The following is a 17,437-nucleotide window of genomic DNA, read 5'->3' as shown; positions in this document are numbered from 1 at the left end:
TTGTGTGATGAAAATCATCATTTATCTCTGCCGAGTTGGTGGTTATCTGCACAAAACATTGCGGAATTGTATAACTCAATCATTTACACCCGTGGTCAAACCGTCTAAGTTACTCGCGGGTTATTCCAAAAAAATGCAAAAAACCCGCCCGGATCGCTGGTTACGCTGCCTCATGGATTGAGCAAATATTGCCCAAGGTAACAACCGGCATCTGCGGCTGATTTACGGACGAATTATTTGGGACGGATGTCCCCCGCAGAGGTAAACATGTCCTTGCTCGAAGTAAAGAACTTGCGGATCGAGTACCCCTCCCGCTATGGGGTGCTGGCCGCGGTGAAGGATCTCTCTTTCTCTATCGAAAAGGGTGAGATTGTCGGAGTGGTCGGTGAATCCGGCGCCGGCAAGTCCACCATCGGCAACGCCGTTATCGATCTCCTGAGCCCGCCGGGTCGCATCGCCCGTGGCGATATCTATCTCAATGGCGAGCTCATCTCCGGCAAGAGCCAGAACGAGATGCGGGCCATCCGTGGCTCCCGTATCGGGTTCATCTTCCAGGACCCCATGACCTCCCTCAACCCGCTGTTCACCGTTGAGCATCAGCTGGTGGAGACCATTCTGGCCAATACCGACCTCTCTCGCGAAGCCGCTTTTGCCAAGGCATTGGAGCTGATGGGGGCGGTGGGTATTCCACAGCCGGAGCTGCGCATCAAACAGTATCCGCACCAGTTTTCCGGTGGCATGCGTCAGCGGGTGGTTATCGCCATCGCGCTCTCCTGCGATCCGGAGCTGATCATCGCCGACGAGCCGACCACGGCGCTCGACGTCTCCATTCAGGATCAGATCCTCCAGCTTATCCGCTCCCTCTGCAAAGAGCGTCAGGTGGGCTGCATGCTGGTGACCCACGACATGGGCGTTGTCTCCAACGTTACCGACAAGGTGGCGGTGATGTATCGCGGCGATCTGGTGGAGTTCGGCCTGACCGAACAGGTACTGGGCAGCCCCAATCACCCCTATACCCGCAGCCTTATCTCGGCGGTACCCCGCTCCGATGTGAAGCTGGTGCGTTTCCCGCTGGTCTCCTATATCGAGGATGCCAGTGCGCCGGATACCAATATCGACCTCAAGACCCACTGGCTCGGCCAGAGTCAGGACGAGCGTGCCTATGAAGGGGCGCTGCTGCGGGTGGAGAACGTCGATCTGAAGTTCGTCACCAAGGACTCCATCTTCCCGAGCCGCCGCCAGTATGTGCGCGCCTGCAACAACATCAGCTTCGAGATCTTCGAAGGGGAGACCTTCGGTCTGGTGGGGGAGTCGGGCTCCGGCAAATCGACCATTGCCCGCGCCATCACAGGTCTCTATCCGCCTGATACCGGCAAAATCTTCTTCGAAGGGATCGATCTGACCGCCCTCAAGAGCGAGCGCGAGCGTCGCCCGCTGCGTCGCCAGATGCAGATGGTGTTTCAGAACCCCTATTCCTCGATGAACCCGCGGATGAAGGTGCGCGACATCATTGCCGAGCCGATCCGCTTCCATCAGCTGGCGAGCAGCGAGAGCCAGATCGAGGGGATTGTCGGCGATCTGCTGGATCACGTGGGTCTTGGCCGTGGTGCTGGCCTCAAGTACCCCCACGAGTTCTCTGGCGGCCAGCGCCAGCGCATCTCCATTGCACGCGCCCTGGCCACTCGCCCGCGCTTCCTTATCTGCGATGAGCCGACCTCGGCGCTGGATGTGTCGGTGCAGGCCCAGATCCTCAACCTGCTCAAGGATCTGCAGCAGGAGCTCAAGCTCACCATGCTGTTTATCAGCCACGATCTGCCGGTGATCCGCCAGATGTGCGACCGCATCGGGGTGATGCAGCACGGTCATCTGGTGGAAGTGGCCGAGACCGAGAAACTCTTTACCAATGCCGAGCATGAGTACAGCCGCAAGCTGATCTCCCTCATGCCGGAGTTCAAGGGAATGTCCCGCGAGGGGCTGGAAATCGCAAGCTAGGAGTGCGCCGGTGCGCCGGTCTGCTTGTCAAAAAAAGTGTCATAAGAAAGCCAAAAGCATGGAGAACAAGATGAAGAAAGGATTGTCCAAGATTGCCCTGGCGCTATTTGCCGCCGGTTTCGCCTTCAGTGTCTCAGCCGCTGATATCAAGGTGGGTGTCGCCTCTGACGCCACTTCGTTGGATCCGCAGGAGCAGCTCTCCGGTCAGACCCTGGAGATGTCGCACCTGGTATTCGATCCCCTGATGCGTTACACCCAGGACCTGCAGTTCGAGCCCCGTCTGGCCGAGAAGTATGAGCGTATTGACGACAAGACCGTCCGCTTCCACCTGCGCAAAGGGGTCAAGTTCCACTCCGGTAACGACTTCACCGCAGACGACGTGGTGTGGACCGTCAACCGCCTGAAATCCTCCGTCGACTTCAAGGCGATCTTCGATCCCATCAGCGAAGTGAAGAAGGTCGATGACTACACCGTCGATCTGATCACCGCCAAGCCGTTCCCGCTGGTGCTGCAGACCGTCACCTACATCTTCCCGATGGACTCCAAGTTCTACACCGGCAAGACCGAAGCGGGCAAAGACAAGGCCGAGATCGTCAAGAATGGCGACTCCTTTGCTTCTACCCACGTCTCCGGTACTGGCCCGTTCACCGTCAAGTTCCGCGAGCAGGGTGTGAAGCTCGATTATGCCCGCAACGCCAACTACTGGGACAAGGCCTCCAAGGGTAACGTCGAGAACCTGACCGTGGTGCCGATCAAGGAAGATGCGACCCGTGTTGCAGCCCTGCTGGGTGGCGACGTGGACATGATCTATCCGGTTGCGCCGAACGATCTGGAGCGCGTGAAGAATGGCAAGGACTCCCAGCTGGTCACCCTGTCCGGTACCCGCGCCATCATCATCGAGCTGAACCAGAACACCAACCCGGCACTGAAAGACAAGCGTGTACGTCAGGCGATCAACTACGCCATCAACCAGGTGGGTATCGTCGAGAAGATCAACAAGGGCTTCGGTACCCCTGCTGGTCAGCTGAGCCCGAAAGGCTATGCCGGTCACAACGAGGCGCTGGTGCCCCAGTATGATCTGGCCAAGGCCAAGGAGTTGATGAAAGAGGCCGGTTACGAGAAAGGCTTCAAGATGACCTTCATTGCCCCCGCGGCCCGCTACGTCAACGACGTCAAGATTGCCCAGGCTGTCTCCGCCATGCTGGCCAAGATCAACATCAAGGTGGATCTGAAGACCATGCCGGTGGCCCAGTACTGGCCCGAGTTTGACAAGTGCGCCGCAGACATGCAGATGATCGGCTGGCACTCCGACACCGAAGATACCGCGAACTTCTTCGAGTTCCTGACCTTCACCAAGGACGCCAAGACCGGTATGGGTCAGTACAACTGCGCCGGTTATGCCAACGCCGAAGCTGACAAGCTGGTGATGGATGCCAACGCCGAGACCGATCCGGCCAAGCGTGCCGAGATGCTGAAGAAGGTCGAAGCCATGCTGATCGAAGATGCTGCCTACGTGCCGTTGCACTGGGAAGATCTGGCCTATGGCGCCAAGAAGAACGTCGACATCAAGCCGGTGGTCAACGTGATGAACTTCCCTTACCTGGGTGACCTGGTGGTCAGCAAGTAAGAGAACGTCGCAAGGAAGGACGGGGCGGGGTGGTCAGCTGGCCACTCCGCCCACTAACAGAAGCCTGTGCCACGACACAGGCCACGTAGAAGGACAAGCATGTTTACATTCCTGCTGAAACGGTTCTATCAGGCCGTGATAGTGATGTTCGTCATCAGCCTGGTCGCATTCTCTATCCAGGACAACCTGGGTGACCCGTTGCGCGAGCTGGTGGGACAATCCGTCTCTGAAGCCCAGCGTCACGAGTTGCGCGAGAAGATGGGCCTTAACGATCCCTTCCTCATCAAATACAGCCGCTTTCTGAAAAATGCGGTGCATGGGGATTTGGGCACCTCCTATTTCTTCAAGCGACCCGCTCTCGAGGTGATCCTCGACAAGCTGGTGGCTACCCTTGAACTGGTGTTTGCCGCCGCGCTCATCATCGTGGTGGTCTCCATTCCACTCGGTGTCTATTCGGCGATCCGCCCGCGCAGCATTCCCACCAAGATCATCATGGCGGGGAGCAGTATCGGCATTTCGATCCCGGTATTTTTGACCGCCATCATGCTGATGTACCTCTTCTCCATCCAGTTGGGCTGGCTGCCGGCCTATGGCCGCGGCGAGACCCGTAACCTGCTGGGCTGGGAGTCGGGCTTCTTCACCAGGGACGGTATCCTGCATCTGATCCTGCCGGCAGTGTCCCTCTCCTCCATCATGCTGCCGCTGTTTATCCGACTGGTGCGCTCCGAGATGCTGGAGCAGCTCTCCTCCGAGTACGTTAAATTCGCCCGCGCCAAAGGGCTGGATAACAACAAGGTCTACTATCAGCACGCACTGAAGAACACCATGCTGCCGGTCATTACTGTCGGAGGGGTGCAGATCGGGACCATGGTGGCCTACACCATTCTGACCGAGAGTGTGTTCCAGTGGCCGGGCACCGGCTTCCTGTTCCTCGAGGCGATCCACCGGGTCGATACCCCGCTGATCACCGCCTACGTCATCTTCGTGGGACTGATCTTCGTGGTGACCAATACCCTGGTCGACCTGCTCTACGGGTTGATTAACCCGACCGTTAACCTGACTGCCAAGGGGTAAGCGCATGACTAATGCTGTAACTGCAAGCCCAAGCCGTTGGGCACGATTCAAGAACTCAGACATCGTCTACTACTTCCTGCGGGACAAGGTAGCCATGTTCAGCTTTGCGGTGTTCGTGGTATTTGTGCTGGCGGCGCTGCTGGCGCCCTGGCTCGCCCCGCACAATGTCTATGACCAGACCAGTTTTGATCTGATGGATGCCGAGTTGCCCCCCTCCTGGCTCGAAGGCGGCGAGGAGCGTTTCTGGCTCGGTACCGACAACCAGGGACGGGATATGTGGAGCACCATCCTCTATGGCGCCCGTATCTCCCTCACCATCGGCCTGTTTGCGGTGGCGCTGCAGCTGGTGCTCGGTATCGTCATCGGTCTGATTGCCGGTTACTTCGGTGGCCGCATCGACAACTTGCTGATGCGCTTTGCCGACGTGCAGCTGTCGTTCTCCACCATGATGGTGGCGATCATCATCTCTGCCATCTTTCAGGCGACCTTTGGCTCCGAGTTCTACTCGAAGTTCGCCATCATGATGCTGGTGGTGATCATCGGGATCGCCGAGTGGCCGCAGTACGCCCGTACCGTGCGCGCCTCTGTGCTGGCGGAGAAGAAGAAGGAGTATGTGGAAGCGGCCAAGGTGATGGGGTTCCGCGCCCCGCGCATCATGTTCCGCCACATTCTGCCTAACTGCCTGTCGCCCATTCTGGTCATCTCCACCGTGCAGGTGGCCAACGCCATCATGAGTGAAGCTGCACTCTCCTTCCTTGGGCTGGGAATGCCGGTTGATCAGCCCTCGCTCGGTTCGCTTATCAGCGTCGGCTTCAACTACATCTTCTCCGGCTCCTGGTGGATCACCGCCTTCCCGGGTATCTGTCTGGTGGTGCTGGTGCTGGTCATCAACCTGCTGGGTGACTGGCTGCGGGATGTGTTTAACCCCAAGATCTACAAAGGTTAACGCGGGCCGACTCTGAGGCGCCGAGTCGCAGCTGTCAGGTCATTTGGATGGAAAAAATCCGAAACCGGTTTAGCCGGTTTCGGATTTTTTATTGGTCTTGAGCAGACAGCTTGTTGATTGCACACCCATCAGTAGTGCGGCGGCGGGGTCTCTTCGGCCATGCTGGCAATCTGGCTGGGCTGTACGCTTTGTAGTTTGTCGATCAGCAGCTGGATCTGGTATTTGAGCCGATCGAGTTCACGGCCCTGGGTGGTCACCTCGTCGTTGAGCTGCTCTATGGTGTATTCCGCATAGGCGAGACGGGTTTCCAGGGTTTCGATGCGATCGTTAAGTTGCTGACTCATGGGCCTTCGGGTCCTTACTTGATTGTCCAGATTTCGGCCAGACCACTGGAGCTGGCACTGACAAGGTGGCTATTGTCGCGCAAAGCGACGCCGTAGACCACTGCGCTGGGCGGTTTCACCTTGGGTTGCGGCGAGACGCGCCAGCTCTGCAGCAGGGCACCATCGCTCACTTGCCACAGGGAGAGCTGACGGGAAGGGGCGCCGGTGATGAGCCACTTGCCATCGTTGGCAAAGCGGGCGCTGGTGTAGACCTCGAAGCGGTGATCATATTGCAGCTGACTCACCTCTTTGCCGGTTTTCAGATCCCAGATGCTGGCCCGGCTGCTGTCGGCGGTGAAGGCGTAGCGGCCGCTCGGCTCCAGTCTGGCCATGATCACCCGGCCACCATGGTTGAAGCGCCAGATCACCTGCCCGCTACGGGTATCCCACAGATAGGCGCTGTAGTCGTTGCCGCCGGTCAGGGCGTAGCGACCGTTGGCGGAGAGATCCACCGTATTGACCTGTTCGGTGTGCCCCAGAAACTGCAGGCGACGGCCGCTTCGGGTATCGAGCCACTCAGCTTTGCCATCTTCCCGCCCGATCAGCACATAACGACCATCGGCAGAGAGCGCGATGTCCCTCAGCCTGGATTCAGGAAGTGAGTAGTAGCCTTGTGATTGCCCGTCGCTCAGCCGCCAGGTTGCAAAGGTATCGGGGGTGGCGGTGACGGCATGGCTGTTGCCTTCGGAAAAGCGGGTAATGAATACCAGATCATCCGCCGAGTCGGATTGCTTCCAGCGCCAGCGTTGACGGTTCTGTTCCAGATCCCAGACGATGATGCCCTGGCTGATGCTGGAGACGATGGCTTGCTTGCCATCACTGGAGAGATCTGCGGTCAGCAGACCCGTGCTGGCGAGGGTCATTTGCTGGTTGGGTTGGGAGCTCTGCTCGCAACCGGTGAGCATTAAACAGAGGCTCACCAGATAAATGGCACTTTTTATCATTTTTGCGGTCTCACGCTTTTGTTACCTGCGATCACGGCGTTAGTATAAGGCGCTTATCACGATAAACCTCTCATTTCACGATGGAACCGAGAGCGGTATTTGGAGTTTGGAGAAACTGATGAACAAATTTCTGAAGGTGTCCCTGTTGGCGGCGGCCGTTGCCGTCGGTCTGACTGCTTGCCAAAAAGACGAGAAGCCTGCTGCGGCCAATACCGCCGAAGTGAAGGCAGAAGCCAGCAAGCCGGCAGAGGCGACCAAGGCCGAAGCCAAGAGCTTTGAAGAGCAATCTGGCTACGCAATTGGCCTCTCCATGGGTCGTTACATCGCCAATACCCTGGAGCGTCAGCAGGAACTGGGCATCAAACTGGACAACGCCGTGATCCTGAAAGGGGTGACTGACGGTCTGGGCAAAGAAGCCAAGATGACTGATGAAGAGATCCAGAAGGTACTGCAGGATTACGACGCCAAGATAAACGAGCTGACCAAGGCCAAGGCCGAGAAAGACGCCGTTGAGAATCTGAAGAAGGGCGAAGAGTTCCTGGCTGCCAACGCCAAGAAAGAGGGTGTTAAGAGCACTGAATCCGGCCTGCAATACGTGGTCGAGAAGATGGGCACTGGCGCCAAGCCGAAATCTACCGATATCGTCAAGGTTCACTACACCGGTACCCTGACCGACGGCACCAAGTTCGACAGCTCCGTCGATCGCGGCGAGCCGGCTACCTTCCCGCTCAACCAGGTTATCCCGGGTTGGACCGAAGGTGTTCAGCTGATGCCGGTTGGCTCCAAGTTCAAGTTCTTCCTGCCGTCCAAGCTGGCCTATGGCGAGCACGGTGCAGGCTCCATCCCGGCGAACGCCGTGCTGGTGTTTGACGTTGAGCTGCTGGCTATCGAGAAGCCGACTGCAGACGATGCCAAGAAGTAATCTTTTCTTGTAGTGAAAAACGGCTCCTTAAGGAGCCGTTTTTACTTGTGTATTCCCTGCAATCGCGGGATAACAGAGCTGTCTTGGCGTTGGGTTTGCGCGCGAAAATAAGGCAAAATAGATCGCAGAATCAAATACAAGGATGAGTCCAGTGGCTGAAAATAAATCGCGTGTCCTGCTGGTGGAAGATACCCGTAGTCTGGCGGTGGTCTATGAACAGTACCTGCGCCAGGAGGGGTACGAGGTGGTGCTGGCCGACTGTGGTCAGCAGGCGTTGGCGCACTTGCTGGCAAGTCCTCCTCCCGTGGTGCTGCTGGATCTGGAGCTGCCGGATATGTCCGGTATGGATATTCTGCAAATGATCACCGAACAGCAGTTGCCCTGCTCTGTGGTGGTGATCACCGCCCATGGTTCGGTGGATGTGGCGGTGGAGGCGATGCGCCTCGGTGCCTTCGATTTTCTGACCAAGCCGTTTGACAGCAAGCGACTCTGCGCCACCGTTCGCAATGCCTTGAAACACCAGCAGTTGAGCTCGCTGGTTGCCCACTATCGGGAGAACTTCGAGCGTAGCTCCTTCTTCGGTTTTATCGGTGCCTCCATGTCGATGCAGGCGGTCTATCGCATCATCGAAAGTGCGGCGCCCAGCAAGGCGACCGTCTTTATCACTGGCGAGAGCGGCACCGGCAAAGAGGTGTGTGCCGAGGCGATTCACCAGTGCAGTCCCCGCAGCGAACAGCCCTTTATTGCCCTCAACTGCGCCGCCATTCCCCATGATTTGATGGAGAGCGAGATCTTCGGTCATGTGAAGGGCTCTTTTACTGGCGCCCAGGGGGATCGCAAGGGGGCGGCCAGTCTGGCCGATGGCGGAACCCTGTTTCTCGACGAGATCTGCGAGATGGACCTGGATCTGCAGAGCAAGCTGCTGCGCTTCATCCAGACCGGCACAGTGCAGCGGGTCGGCAGCGGCAAGCTCGAGACGGTGGATGTCCGCTTTATCTGCGCCACCAACCGGGATCCGCTGGTGGAGGTAAAAGCGGGCCGTTTTCGCGAGGATCTCTACTATCGGCTCCACGTCATTCCGCTTACCCTGCCGCCGCTGCGGGAGCGGGGTGAGGATATCTTGCTGTTAGCGCGTACCCTGCTGCAAAGCTACGCCAAGGAGGAGAACAAACGCTTCAAGGATTTTGACGTTGAGGCGGCGCGAGTGCTGCTCGACTACCCCTGGCCTGGCAACGTACGCGAGCTGCAGAACGTGGTGCGCAATATCGTGGTGCTCAATGACAAGGAGCTGGTGAGCCCGGATATTCTGCCGCCACCGCTCAATGGGGTTCGTCCCCAGCTACCGACTGCGATTGCGGCAGCGGTGGCATCGGCTCCGGCAGCCACCGGCGTGGCCAACGGGCCAATTCGTCCGCTCTGGCTGGTGGAGAAAGAGGTGATCGAACAGGCCATCGCCAGCTGTGATGGCAATATTCCCAAGGCGGCGGCTTTGCTCGAGATCAGCCCCTCCACCATTTACCGTAAAAAGCAGGGGTGGGAGGAGTCCAATCGGGCCTGAACCATTTTGCCAGCAGAAAGGGCAGCTAGTGTGCCGCCCTTGCTATTTTGGGGATCAGAGTTTGGCGAGGCGCTTGAGGCGGGCCAGTCGCTCCCCCTCGTTGGCGCTGAACCAGCGGTCCTGTGACAGCAGAAACCAGGCGCGGGAGAAGTATTCCGCGGCCAGCGGATCGTCCAGCACCAAGGCATTCTCCCCCAGCTCCTCGAACAGATAACCATCCTCAGGTTCGCCAGCCTCGGCCATATCGCCCTTGAGCTGGTGCAGCTCTGCCTGCGCCTGCTGGTGCTGACCCTGGGCCCGGGTCAGGCGAGCCAGACTCCAGCGAGCGATAAACGCCTTGGCCGGCTGGTTATGCTGCAGATGCCAGGCCAGACACTTCTGCTGCTGGATTTTCGCCTCCTCAAAGCGACCCAGTTCGAACAGAGTCCAGCCCTGATTGTTGTAAAGGGGGGCCAGCCAGCCACGTACCTTCTCGTCACTGCTGCGCTCCGCCAGCTCCATCGCCAGTTGATGCCAGCGGCTCTGCTCTTCCAGCGGTGCGGCGATGGCGATCATGTGAGCGGCGTCGATGGCAAGATAGGTCTCCTTCTCCTTGAGCCCCCATTGCCAGGCTTGTTCAAACAGCGGTTTGGCACTGGCTTTGTCGCCCGCCGAGTTAAAGGTGCGGCCTCGTTCCAGCAGAGCCCGGATCCGGGCTCTGGGGGTTGTATCTGTGAGGCGAGGCTCTATCTCGTCGAGCAGCTGGTGGGCTTCGGCAAACTGGCGCTGCAGTGAATGGGTGCGGGCAATTTGGGTCAGCAACTCCAGTTCGAGTTGCAGGTCGGCGGCGGCACGCGCTTCGGGAAGAAGGGTGTGAAAACGCAGGGCACTGGCGGCGGGATCCTGATAATCCCACAGCGCCATGAAATCGGGCGGATTGTCCATTTGGCCTCCTTGCTGGTTATCCTGTCACCAAGATGCCTGCAGGCCATTGTTTGTACAAGGGGCGCCCGTCACAGAGCGCCCCTTGAGTCATGTTAACGGCTGTGGCCAGTTGCTCAGTAGACCATAGCCAGGCTCATCAGCATCAGACCGAGGGCGGCAAAGGCCCCCTCTTTGATGGCGAGCCGTGGCACCAGCGCCTTGGGCAGGGCCGGAAACAGGCTCAGGGCAAAGCCAAGCCCCGGCATCAACCAGTGGAATGCCGGATCGCGCAGGGCGGGATTGGCGGCTCCATTGATGATGATCAGCAAAATAAACAGGGTGAAGGCGGGGAGGATAAACCAGCGTACCCCGCCGGCGGCGACCGCCCGCAGCGGCGAAATGCGATAGAGCAGCATGGTCACAAGGAACAGAACAAAAGGGGCCAGCAGATAGAGCGGAGCGGGGTTCATAACATCTTTCCTGAAAACTGATCGTCAAAAAACAGGGAGTCCGGTGCAAGAGGCGCGGGATTTAACCACTCTTCGCAGGTAATCACCAGCAGCCCGGGCCCGGGCTGTGAAGAGGATCCCGGACAAAGGTTTGCTAGCGCGTCTTAGTGCGACCAGAACCAAGCTGCTGCAAATCCCAGCCAGCTCAACACTAGCAAGATCCAGGGCAGGGGATGCTGATGGCTTACTTCAACCAGCTCCAGCTGATCGTCTTGTTCTTCGGTTTGTGGCGCGCCCTGTGGCTGCCTGGCTTTGGCCTGCATTTTTTTCTGGCGGCTCGCTTCGCGGGCCCGCGCCTTCATCTGTTTCTTGTATTCGTCGATGCCTTTCTGGATCCCTTGCGCGATAAGCTGGGTCTGTTCCTTGGTCTGCCCCGGCTTCTGGTTGGCACGGGCAATTTTCATCGCCTCCTGCTGGGTCTCGGGGGAAATCTTGTCGTACTTGGCCATCAAATCATCTCCTCGGGCATGGCTGGCTGGGGAGTATGCCATAAAGGCGCGTCCGGGTGGCGTCTCCTTGGTGCGGGAGGGGATCAAGTGAGTGACAGCTCAACAAAAAACCTGACAAATCAGCAGGAAGCCGGATGTTGGGCCGAAGATCACAATTAGCAGAATTTGTGAGTCATCGATGAAAAACGGTCATCTGTTGTTTGTTATATTGGCGCCCGACCCGCTGGATAGGGTTGATAAATAACAAAACAATCAAGGTGATATGGAAATGAATAATAACTTTATCAAAGGCGGCGTGGCACTGGCCGTGCTTGCTGCACTGACTGGCTGTAATACCTCGAGCAATGACACCGTTGCACCCTGCACCGAAAATGTCTGCAAACTGACTATCCTGCACACCAACGATACCCACGGCCGTTTCTGGCACAACGCTGAAAATGAGTATGGTATGGCTGCCCAGAAGACTCTGGTCGAACAGCTGCGTGCCGATGCCAAGGCTGCTGGCAGTGACGTACTGGTTCTTTCCGGTGGTGATGTGAATACCGGCGTGCCGGAGTCCGATCTGCAGGACGCCGAGCCTGACTTCATGGCGATGAACAACATTCGCTACGATGCCATGGCAGTGGGCAACCATGAATTCGACAACCCCCTCAGCGTGCTGGAGAAGCAGCGCAAGTGGGCCCAGTTCCCCATGCTCTCGGCCAACATCTATGACAAGGCCAGTGGCAAACACTACTTTGACCCCTACAAGGTGTTCAAGCTTGAGAGCGGTCTCAAGGTCGCCGTACTGGGCCTGACCACCGAAGATACCGCCCAGCTGGTTGACCCCAACAACGTGCAGACCCTGGAGTTCCGCGATCCGACCAGCGAGGCGGCCAAACTGGGCCAGCAGATCCGCAGCAACAAGGAGGCCAATCTGGTCTTCGCCATCACCCACATGGGCCATTACGAGAATGGTCAGCACGGCAGCAATGCGCCGGGCGATGTAGAGATGGCTCGTGCACTGCCGGCAGGGACTCTGGATGCCATCATTGGTGGCCACTCCCAGAATCCGGTCTGTATGGAACCGGGTACCACCAACAAGTACGCCAATTTCAAACCGGGTGATAACTGCCAACCGGACCAGCAAAACGGCACCTGGATCATGCAGGCCCACGAGTGGGGCAAGTATGTGGGCCGTGCCCAGTTTGAGTACCAGAATGGCAAGTTGACCCTGACCAGCTATGACCTGATCCCGGTCAACCTGATCAAGCGCAACGCCAAGGGCGAGGCGATCGATGCCAACGGCGCCGTAACCAAGGACCCGGCCAAGATGCAGTTCGTACAGGACGAGATCACCAAGGATCCCGAGCTGTATAACACCCTGCTGGGTTATCAGGAGAAAGGTCAGCAAGAGCTGAATGTCGTCATTGGCTCGGCAGATGGCTTGCTGGTTGGTGATCGCAACTCGGTTCGCAACAAGCAGACCAACCTGGGTCGCCTCATCACCACTGCGACCAGCAGCAAGCTGGGTGTCGACTTTGGTATCGTCAACTCTGGCGGCGTGCGTGACAGCATCCCTGCCGGTGATATCACCTACCGCAGCGTGCTTCTGGTGCACCCCTTTGGCAACACGGTCAACAAGGCTGTCATGAAGGGAAGCGATCTGGCGACCTATCTGGGCCTGGTGGCAAGCAAGACTCGCAATACCGGTGGTTATGCCCAGTTTGGCGGTATCAACATGGCGGTGGATTGCCAGGCCAAGAGCGTCAATATCACCAGTATCGGTGGCAAGGCGTTTGATCCGGCAGCAACCTACAGCTTCGCGATCCCGAGCTTCAGCGCCTCCGGTGGTGATGGCTATCCGAAGATCGATACCATCAACGCCGGGTTGGTGGATGCTGCCGTGCTGAAGGAGTACATCGAGATCAAGAAGACCATCAACGTGGCCGATTATCAGCCAGGCAATGAGGTGAGCTATCTGAACTCAACGTCTACCGAAGGGTGTAACTAAGCGCTGTCGATCCGGTATCGTCACAACAGTAGTCACACTCTGCTGTCTTCTTAAAAAAATCCCCAGGCATTACCTGGGGATTTTTTCGAACCGTTACTGAATTTTCCTGTCTATTGCCTCACATCGTGTCTCGTCAGGCTTGCAGCCAGCGTTCGATACTGCGCTGGATGCCTGCATCGTCCAGACCGAGCAGGGCATAGATCTCCTGCTGGGTACCCTGTTCCACGAAGCGATCCGGCAAGCCGAGGTTGAGTACCGGCTTGCACTGTTTATTGCGCATCAGCAGCTCGTTCACCGCCGAACCGGCGCCGCCCATGATGGCATTGTCTTCGATGGTGACGAACTGATCGTGGCTGGCAGCCAACGACAGCACCAGCGCCTCATCCATCGGTTTGACGAAGCGCATGTCCACCAGGGTGGCATCCAGCGCTTCGGCGGCCGTTTTGGCGTGGTGCAGCAGGGTGCCAAAGGCCAGAATAGCGGTGCCCTTGCCTTCTCGCAGGATACGTCCCTTGCCAAGCGCCAGTGCCTGCATCTCTGACGAGATGGGGGCGTCGCTCAGGCTGCTGCCGCGCGGATAGCGCACTGCGGCAGGGCCCTGATGGAGATAGCCGGTATAGAGCATCTGGCGGCACTCATTCTCATCAGATGGCGTCATCACCACCATGTTGGGCACGGTGCGCAGGAAGCTGATGTCGAACGCCCCCTGATGGGTCGGGCCATCGGCGCCCACCAGACCGGCCCGGTCGATGGCGAACAGCACCGGCAGATCTTGCAGCGCCACGTCGTGGATCACCTGATCGTAGGCACGCTGCAGGAAGCTCGAATAGATGGCCACCACCGGCTTCTTGTCGGCGATGGCAAGACCCGCAGCGAACGTGACTGCGTGTTGCTCGGCAATCGCCACATCGAAGTAGCGATCCGGATACTGCTGGCTGAATTTCACCAGACCGGAGCCTTCGCGCATGGCAGGGGTGATGCCGACCAGCTTCTCGTCTTTGGCAGCCATGTCGCACAGCCACTGGCCGAAGATGGCGGAGAAAGTAGGTTTGGCACCGCTTGCCTTGGGCAGGGAGCATTCGTCCGGATTGAACTTGGGCACGGCGTGATAACCGATGGGGTCTTTCTCCGCCGGCTCGTAACCCTTTCCCTTCTTGGTTTTGACGTGCAGCAGTTGCGGGCCCTTGAGGTTGCGCATGTTGCGCAGGGTCTCGACCAGCGCCTCGATATCGTGACCGTCGATGGGGCCGATATAGTTGAAGCCGAACTCCTCGAACAGGGTGCCGGGCACAACCATCCCCTTGAGGTGCTCTTCGGCCCGCTTGGCCAGCTCCTTGACCGGTGGCAGGCCCGCCAGCACCTTCTTGCCACCTTCGCGGATGGTGGTGTAGAGCTTGCCGGACATGACCCGGGCCAGATGGTTGTTCAGCGCCCCGACATTCTCGGAGATGGACATCTCGTTGTCGTTGAGGATCACCAGCATGTCCTTGTGCACATCGCCAGCGTGGTTGAGCGCTTCAAAGGCCATACCTGCGGTAATGGCACCGTCACCGATCACCGCAACGACCTTGCGACCCAGCCCTTCACTCTCGGCGGCAACCGCCATACCGAGTGCAGCACCGATGGAGGTACTGGAGTGGCCGACGGAGAGCACGTCGTACTCGCTTTCACCACGCCAGGGGAAGGGGTGCAGGCCATCCTTCTGACGGATGGTGTGTATCTGGTCACGGCGCCCGGTCAGGATCTTGTGGGGGTAGGCTTGATGGCCCACATCCCAGATCAGCCGATCGAACGGGGTGTTGTAGACGTAGTGCAGGGCCACGGTCAATTCGACCGTACCGAGACCGGAGGCAAAGTGTCCGCTGGAGCGGCTGACGGAGCGCAGCAGATATTCGCGCAGCTCGTTGCACAGCACCGGCAGCCGATCTTTGGGCAAGGAACGCAGCTCGACCGGAGTGTCCGCGAGGGCCAGGTTGGGGAAATTGCTAATATCAACGCTCATATTGTTACTGTTATCCAGCGTTTAGTGGGTTCGCTCGATGATGTAATCGGCAAACGCTTCCAGAATGTCGGTATTGTAGGGCAAGGATTGCAGGGCTGTTAAGGCTTTCCCATGCAGTTCGCGAGCCAGCTCACGGGCATTTTCGAGTCCGAGCAGGGCCGGATAGGTACTTTTCTCCAGCGCCAAGTCAGAACCTTGTGGCTTGCCCAAGGTGGCGGTATCACCTGTGATGTCGAGGATGTCATCCTGCACCTGAAAGGCGAGGCCAATCGCGGCGGCGTAGGTTTGCAGGGCAGCCAGCGTGGCGTCATCGACATCGGCTTTGCACAGGGCGCCGAGCGCCACGGCGCATTCAATCAGCGCACCGGTCTTGTGGCGGTGTACCTGCTCCAGCTCGGCAAGCGTGATCTGGCGCCCTTCGGCCTGCAGGTCCAGCGCTTGACCGCCACACATACCGAGATAGCCGGAGGCGCGGGCGAGGGTACTCAGCATCCGCACCCGGTTGGCCATCAAGGAGTCGGGCATGGGGTGATCGGCCAGAATGGAGAACGCCAGGGTCTGCAGCGCATCACCGGCCAGAATGGCGGTTCCTTCGTCAAACGCCTTGTGAACGGTTGGCTGACCACGACGCAGGTCGTCGTTATCCATGGCGGGCAGGTCATCGTGCAGCAGGGAGTAGGCGTGGATGCACTCCACGGCAGCCGCGGGGCCATCCAGCAGTTCGCTCTTGACGCCCAGCATCTCGCCGACCGCGTAGACCAGAAACGGGCGAACCCGCTTGCCGCCCAGCAGCAGGCCATAACTCATGGCATCGCGCAGGCGCGGCGCCATGGCGGGCAAGGATTCAAGTTGTGCTGACAGACAGTCGTCAATACGCTGACGATGCAGACGGGAAAAATGGTCCAGCGCCACTCACTCCTCTCCTTGTTCTGGCTGGAAGGGGGCGAGCTGGTCACTGCCATCGGCTTGACTGAGCAGGATCTGGATCTTCTGTTCGGCCAGTTCCAGCTTCTGCTGACCGGCCCGTACCAGATGAACGCCCTGCTCGAACTGCTTGAGTGCCTCTTCCAGGGGTAGGGAACCTTGTTCCAGCTGATGAACGATGGTTTCCAGCTCTTCCAGAGTGGCATCAAAACTCAGACGGTCGATTTTTTTACTGGCCATGTCCATCCTCGGGGATTGAAAAAAACGGCTTATATTAACATCGACCGTCCACAGGGGGGAGGCAGAAAAGCATTGCCCCCTCAAACTCTCGCTAAACTGGCCGATAATGAGCCATCATTCTCAGTGGATGCATGCTTGCCGCTAGGGTCGCAATAGCAGAAAATTCAACAAACTATAATTAGGCATAAGAACCGGTGACAGGAGTAGGGACGTGGATCTAGGGAGCTTGTTAGGTATCGTTTTAGGATTCGGTGTCGTGATTTACGGCATGATCCTTGGTGGCTCGTTGAGCATGTTTATCGATATGCCATCGGTCTATATCACTATTCTTGGCTCAATCTTCATCGCCATGATGAAGTTCAATATCGGGCAGTTTTTTCTGGCTTTCAAGGTGGCGGGCAAAGCCTTTATGTACAAGGGCGACAAACTCGACGACCTGATCGCCAAAGCCGTTGAACTGGCTGACGCGGCTCGCAAAGGTGGCTTTCTGGCACTGGAGGCCGCAGAGATCCCCAATGCATTTATGAAAAAAGGGATCGACATGCTGGTGGATGGTCACGATGCCGAAGTAGTGCGCGCCGTGATGGAAAAGGATATCGACCTGACAGCCGAGCGCCATGTCATTGCCATCAAGGTCTTCCGTACCCTTGGGGATCTGGGCCCAGCCATGGGGATGATAGGTACGTTGGTGGGCCTGGTGGCTATGTTGTCAAATATGAGTGACCCCAAGTCGATCGGGCCGGCAATGGCGGTGGCCTTGCTTACCACCCTGTACGGAGCGATTGAGGCCAACATGATCGCTATTCCTATTGCTGACAAGCTGGAGCTGCGCAGCGGGGAGGAGAAGCTCAGTCGCACCCTGATCCTTGATGCCATTATGGGGATTCAGGATGGCCAGAACCCGCGGGTGATCCAGTCCATGCTGCAGAACTATCTGAGCCAGTCCAAACGCAATACCGGCGCGGAGTAAG

16 protein-coding genes are annotated in these 17,437 nt (G+C 58.1%); 8 read left to right on the top strand and 8 right to left on the bottom strand.

Annotation, left to right across the window (positions count from 1 at the left end):
* The first annotated feature begins 267 nt into the window (after positions 1-267).
* The 4 genes from LRL22_RS04075 to LRL22_RS04060 all read left to right on the top strand — a co-directional run bounded on the left by LRL22_RS04075 (position 268) and on the right by LRL22_RS04060 (position 5,639).
* Positions 268-1,992 carry a dipeptide ABC transporter ATP-binding protein gene (locus LRL22_RS04075; RefSeq protein WP_270904779.1) on the top strand — a complete coding sequence of 575 codons (1,725 nt, stop codon included), beginning with the start codon at positions 268-270 and terminating at the stop codon, positions 1,990-1,992.
* 70 nt (positions 1,993-2,062) lie between these two features.
* Complete coding sequence (locus LRL22_RS04070) at positions 2,063-3,619, top strand: ABC transporter substrate-binding protein (RefSeq protein WP_270904778.1); 1,557 nt, start codon at positions 2,063-2,065, stop codon at positions 3,617-3,619.
* 99 nt (positions 3,620-3,718) lie between these two features.
* The gene (locus LRL22_RS04065) at positions 3,719-4,693 is read left to right on the top strand and encodes an ABC transporter permease (RefSeq protein WP_270904777.1); all 975 of its coding nucleotides are present in this window, start codon (positions 3,719-3,721) and stop codon (positions 4,691-4,693) included.
* A 4-nt stretch (positions 4,694-4,697) separates the two neighbouring features.
* A complete protein-coding gene (locus LRL22_RS04060; protein WP_270904776.1) occupies positions 4,698-5,639 on the top strand; it encodes an ABC transporter permease in 942 nt (313 codons plus the stop codon).
* 128 nt (positions 5,640-5,767) lie between these two features.
* Here the strand turns inward: LRL22_RS04060 and LRL22_RS04055 are convergent, their stop codons facing one another.
* Together LRL22_RS04055 and LRL22_RS04050 are read right to left on the bottom strand one after the other, a co-directional pair.
* Positions 5,768-5,983, bottom strand: coding sequence for a SlyX family protein (locus tag LRL22_RS04055; RefSeq protein WP_005335285.1), 216 nt, complete (start codon positions 5,981-5,983; stop codon positions 5,768-5,770).
* Positions 5,984-5,997: 14 nt separating this feature from the next.
* The gene (locus LRL22_RS04050) at positions 5,998-6,966 is read right to left on the bottom strand and encodes a vegetatible incompatibility protein HET-E-1 (protein WP_043820853.1); all 969 of its coding nucleotides are present in this window, start codon (positions 6,964-6,966) and stop codon (positions 5,998-6,000) included.
* Between the two features lie 118 nt (positions 6,967-7,084).
* Here LRL22_RS04050 and fkpA point away from each other — a divergent pair, with 118 nt between their 5' ends.
* Positions 7,085-7,888 carry an FKBP-type peptidyl-prolyl cis-trans isomerase gene (fkpA, locus tag LRL22_RS04045; RefSeq protein ID WP_005335283.1) on the top strand — a complete coding sequence of 268 codons (804 nt, stop codon included), beginning with the start codon at positions 7,085-7,087 and terminating at the stop codon, positions 7,886-7,888.
* Positions 7,889-8,039: 151 nt separating this feature from the next.
* Positions 8,040-9,446 (top strand): sigma-54-dependent transcriptional regulator, encoded by a 1,407-nt coding sequence (locus LRL22_RS04040; protein ID WP_270904774.1) that lies wholly within the window; start codon positions 8,040-8,042, stop codon positions 9,444-9,446.
* A 54-nt stretch (positions 9,447-9,500) separates the two neighbouring features.
* Here LRL22_RS04040 and LRL22_RS04035 read toward each other — a convergent pair whose 3' ends face one another.
* From LRL22_RS04035 to LRL22_RS04025, 3 genes are all read right to left on the bottom strand, one after another.
* Entirely contained in the window at positions 9,501-10,370 is an 870-nt protein-coding gene (locus LRL22_RS04035; RefSeq protein ID WP_270904773.1) for a hypothetical protein, read from the bottom strand.
* A 113-nt stretch (positions 10,371-10,483) separates the two neighbouring features.
* Positions 10,484-10,819 carry a hypothetical protein gene (locus tag LRL22_RS04030; protein ID WP_107684268.1) on the bottom strand — a complete coding sequence of 112 codons (336 nt, stop codon included), beginning with the start codon at positions 10,817-10,819 and terminating at the stop codon, positions 10,484-10,486.
* Positions 10,820-10,962: 143 nt separating this feature from the next.
* The gene (locus tag LRL22_RS04025) at positions 10,963-11,307 is read right to left on the bottom strand and encodes a DUF2956 domain-containing protein (protein WP_206877835.1); all 345 of its coding nucleotides are present in this window, start codon (positions 11,305-11,307) and stop codon (positions 10,963-10,965) included.
* A 268-nt stretch (positions 11,308-11,575) separates the two neighbouring features.
* On the opposite strand from LRL22_RS04025, the gene ushA reads away from it, so the two are divergent.
* Positions 11,576-13,300 carry a bifunctional UDP-sugar hydrolase/5'-nucleotidase UshA gene (gene ushA / locus LRL22_RS04020; protein ID WP_270904772.1) on the top strand — a complete coding sequence of 575 codons (1,725 nt, stop codon included), beginning with the start codon at positions 11,576-11,578 and terminating at the stop codon, positions 13,298-13,300.
* A 133-nt stretch (positions 13,301-13,433) separates the two neighbouring features.
* Here ushA and dxs read toward each other — a convergent pair whose 3' ends face one another.
* From dxs to xseB, 3 genes are read right to left on the bottom strand one after another with little or no spacing between them, the layout of a single operon-like run.
* A complete protein-coding gene (gene dxs, locus LRL22_RS04015; protein WP_270904771.1) occupies positions 13,434-15,302 on the bottom strand; it encodes a 1-deoxy-D-xylulose-5-phosphate synthase in 1,869 nt (622 codons plus the stop codon).
* Between the two features lie 21 nt (positions 15,303-15,323).
* A complete protein-coding gene (gene ispA / locus LRL22_RS04010; RefSeq protein ID WP_064338656.1) occupies positions 15,324-16,214 on the bottom strand; it encodes a (2E,6E)-farnesyl diphosphate synthase in 891 nt (296 codons plus the stop codon).
* Positions 16,215-16,466: an exodeoxyribonuclease VII small subunit gene (gene xseB, locus LRL22_RS04005; protein WP_005338838.1), complete on the bottom strand. Its 252-nt coding sequence runs from the start codon at positions 16,464-16,466 to the stop codon at positions 16,215-16,217.
* Positions 16,467-16,677: 211 nt separating this feature from the next.
* Here xseB and pomA point away from each other — a divergent pair, with 211 nt between their 5' ends.
* Positions 16,678-17,436 carry a flagellar motor protein PomA gene (gene pomA, locus LRL22_RS04000; protein ID WP_005338837.1) on the top strand — a complete coding sequence of 253 codons (759 nt, stop codon included), beginning with the start codon at positions 16,678-16,680 and terminating at the stop codon, positions 17,434-17,436.
* Position 17,437: the final 1 nt, after the last annotated feature.

Origin of the sequence: Aeromonas sp. PI_26 (assembly GCF_027854445.1) — a bacterium.
GTDB lineage: Bacteria > Pseudomonadota > Gammaproteobacteria > Enterobacterales > Aeromonadaceae > Aeromonas > Aeromonas veronii.
The sequence above is the reverse complement of the archived record's forward strand: the minus strand, read 5'-3'. Positions and strand labels throughout refer to the sequence as shown.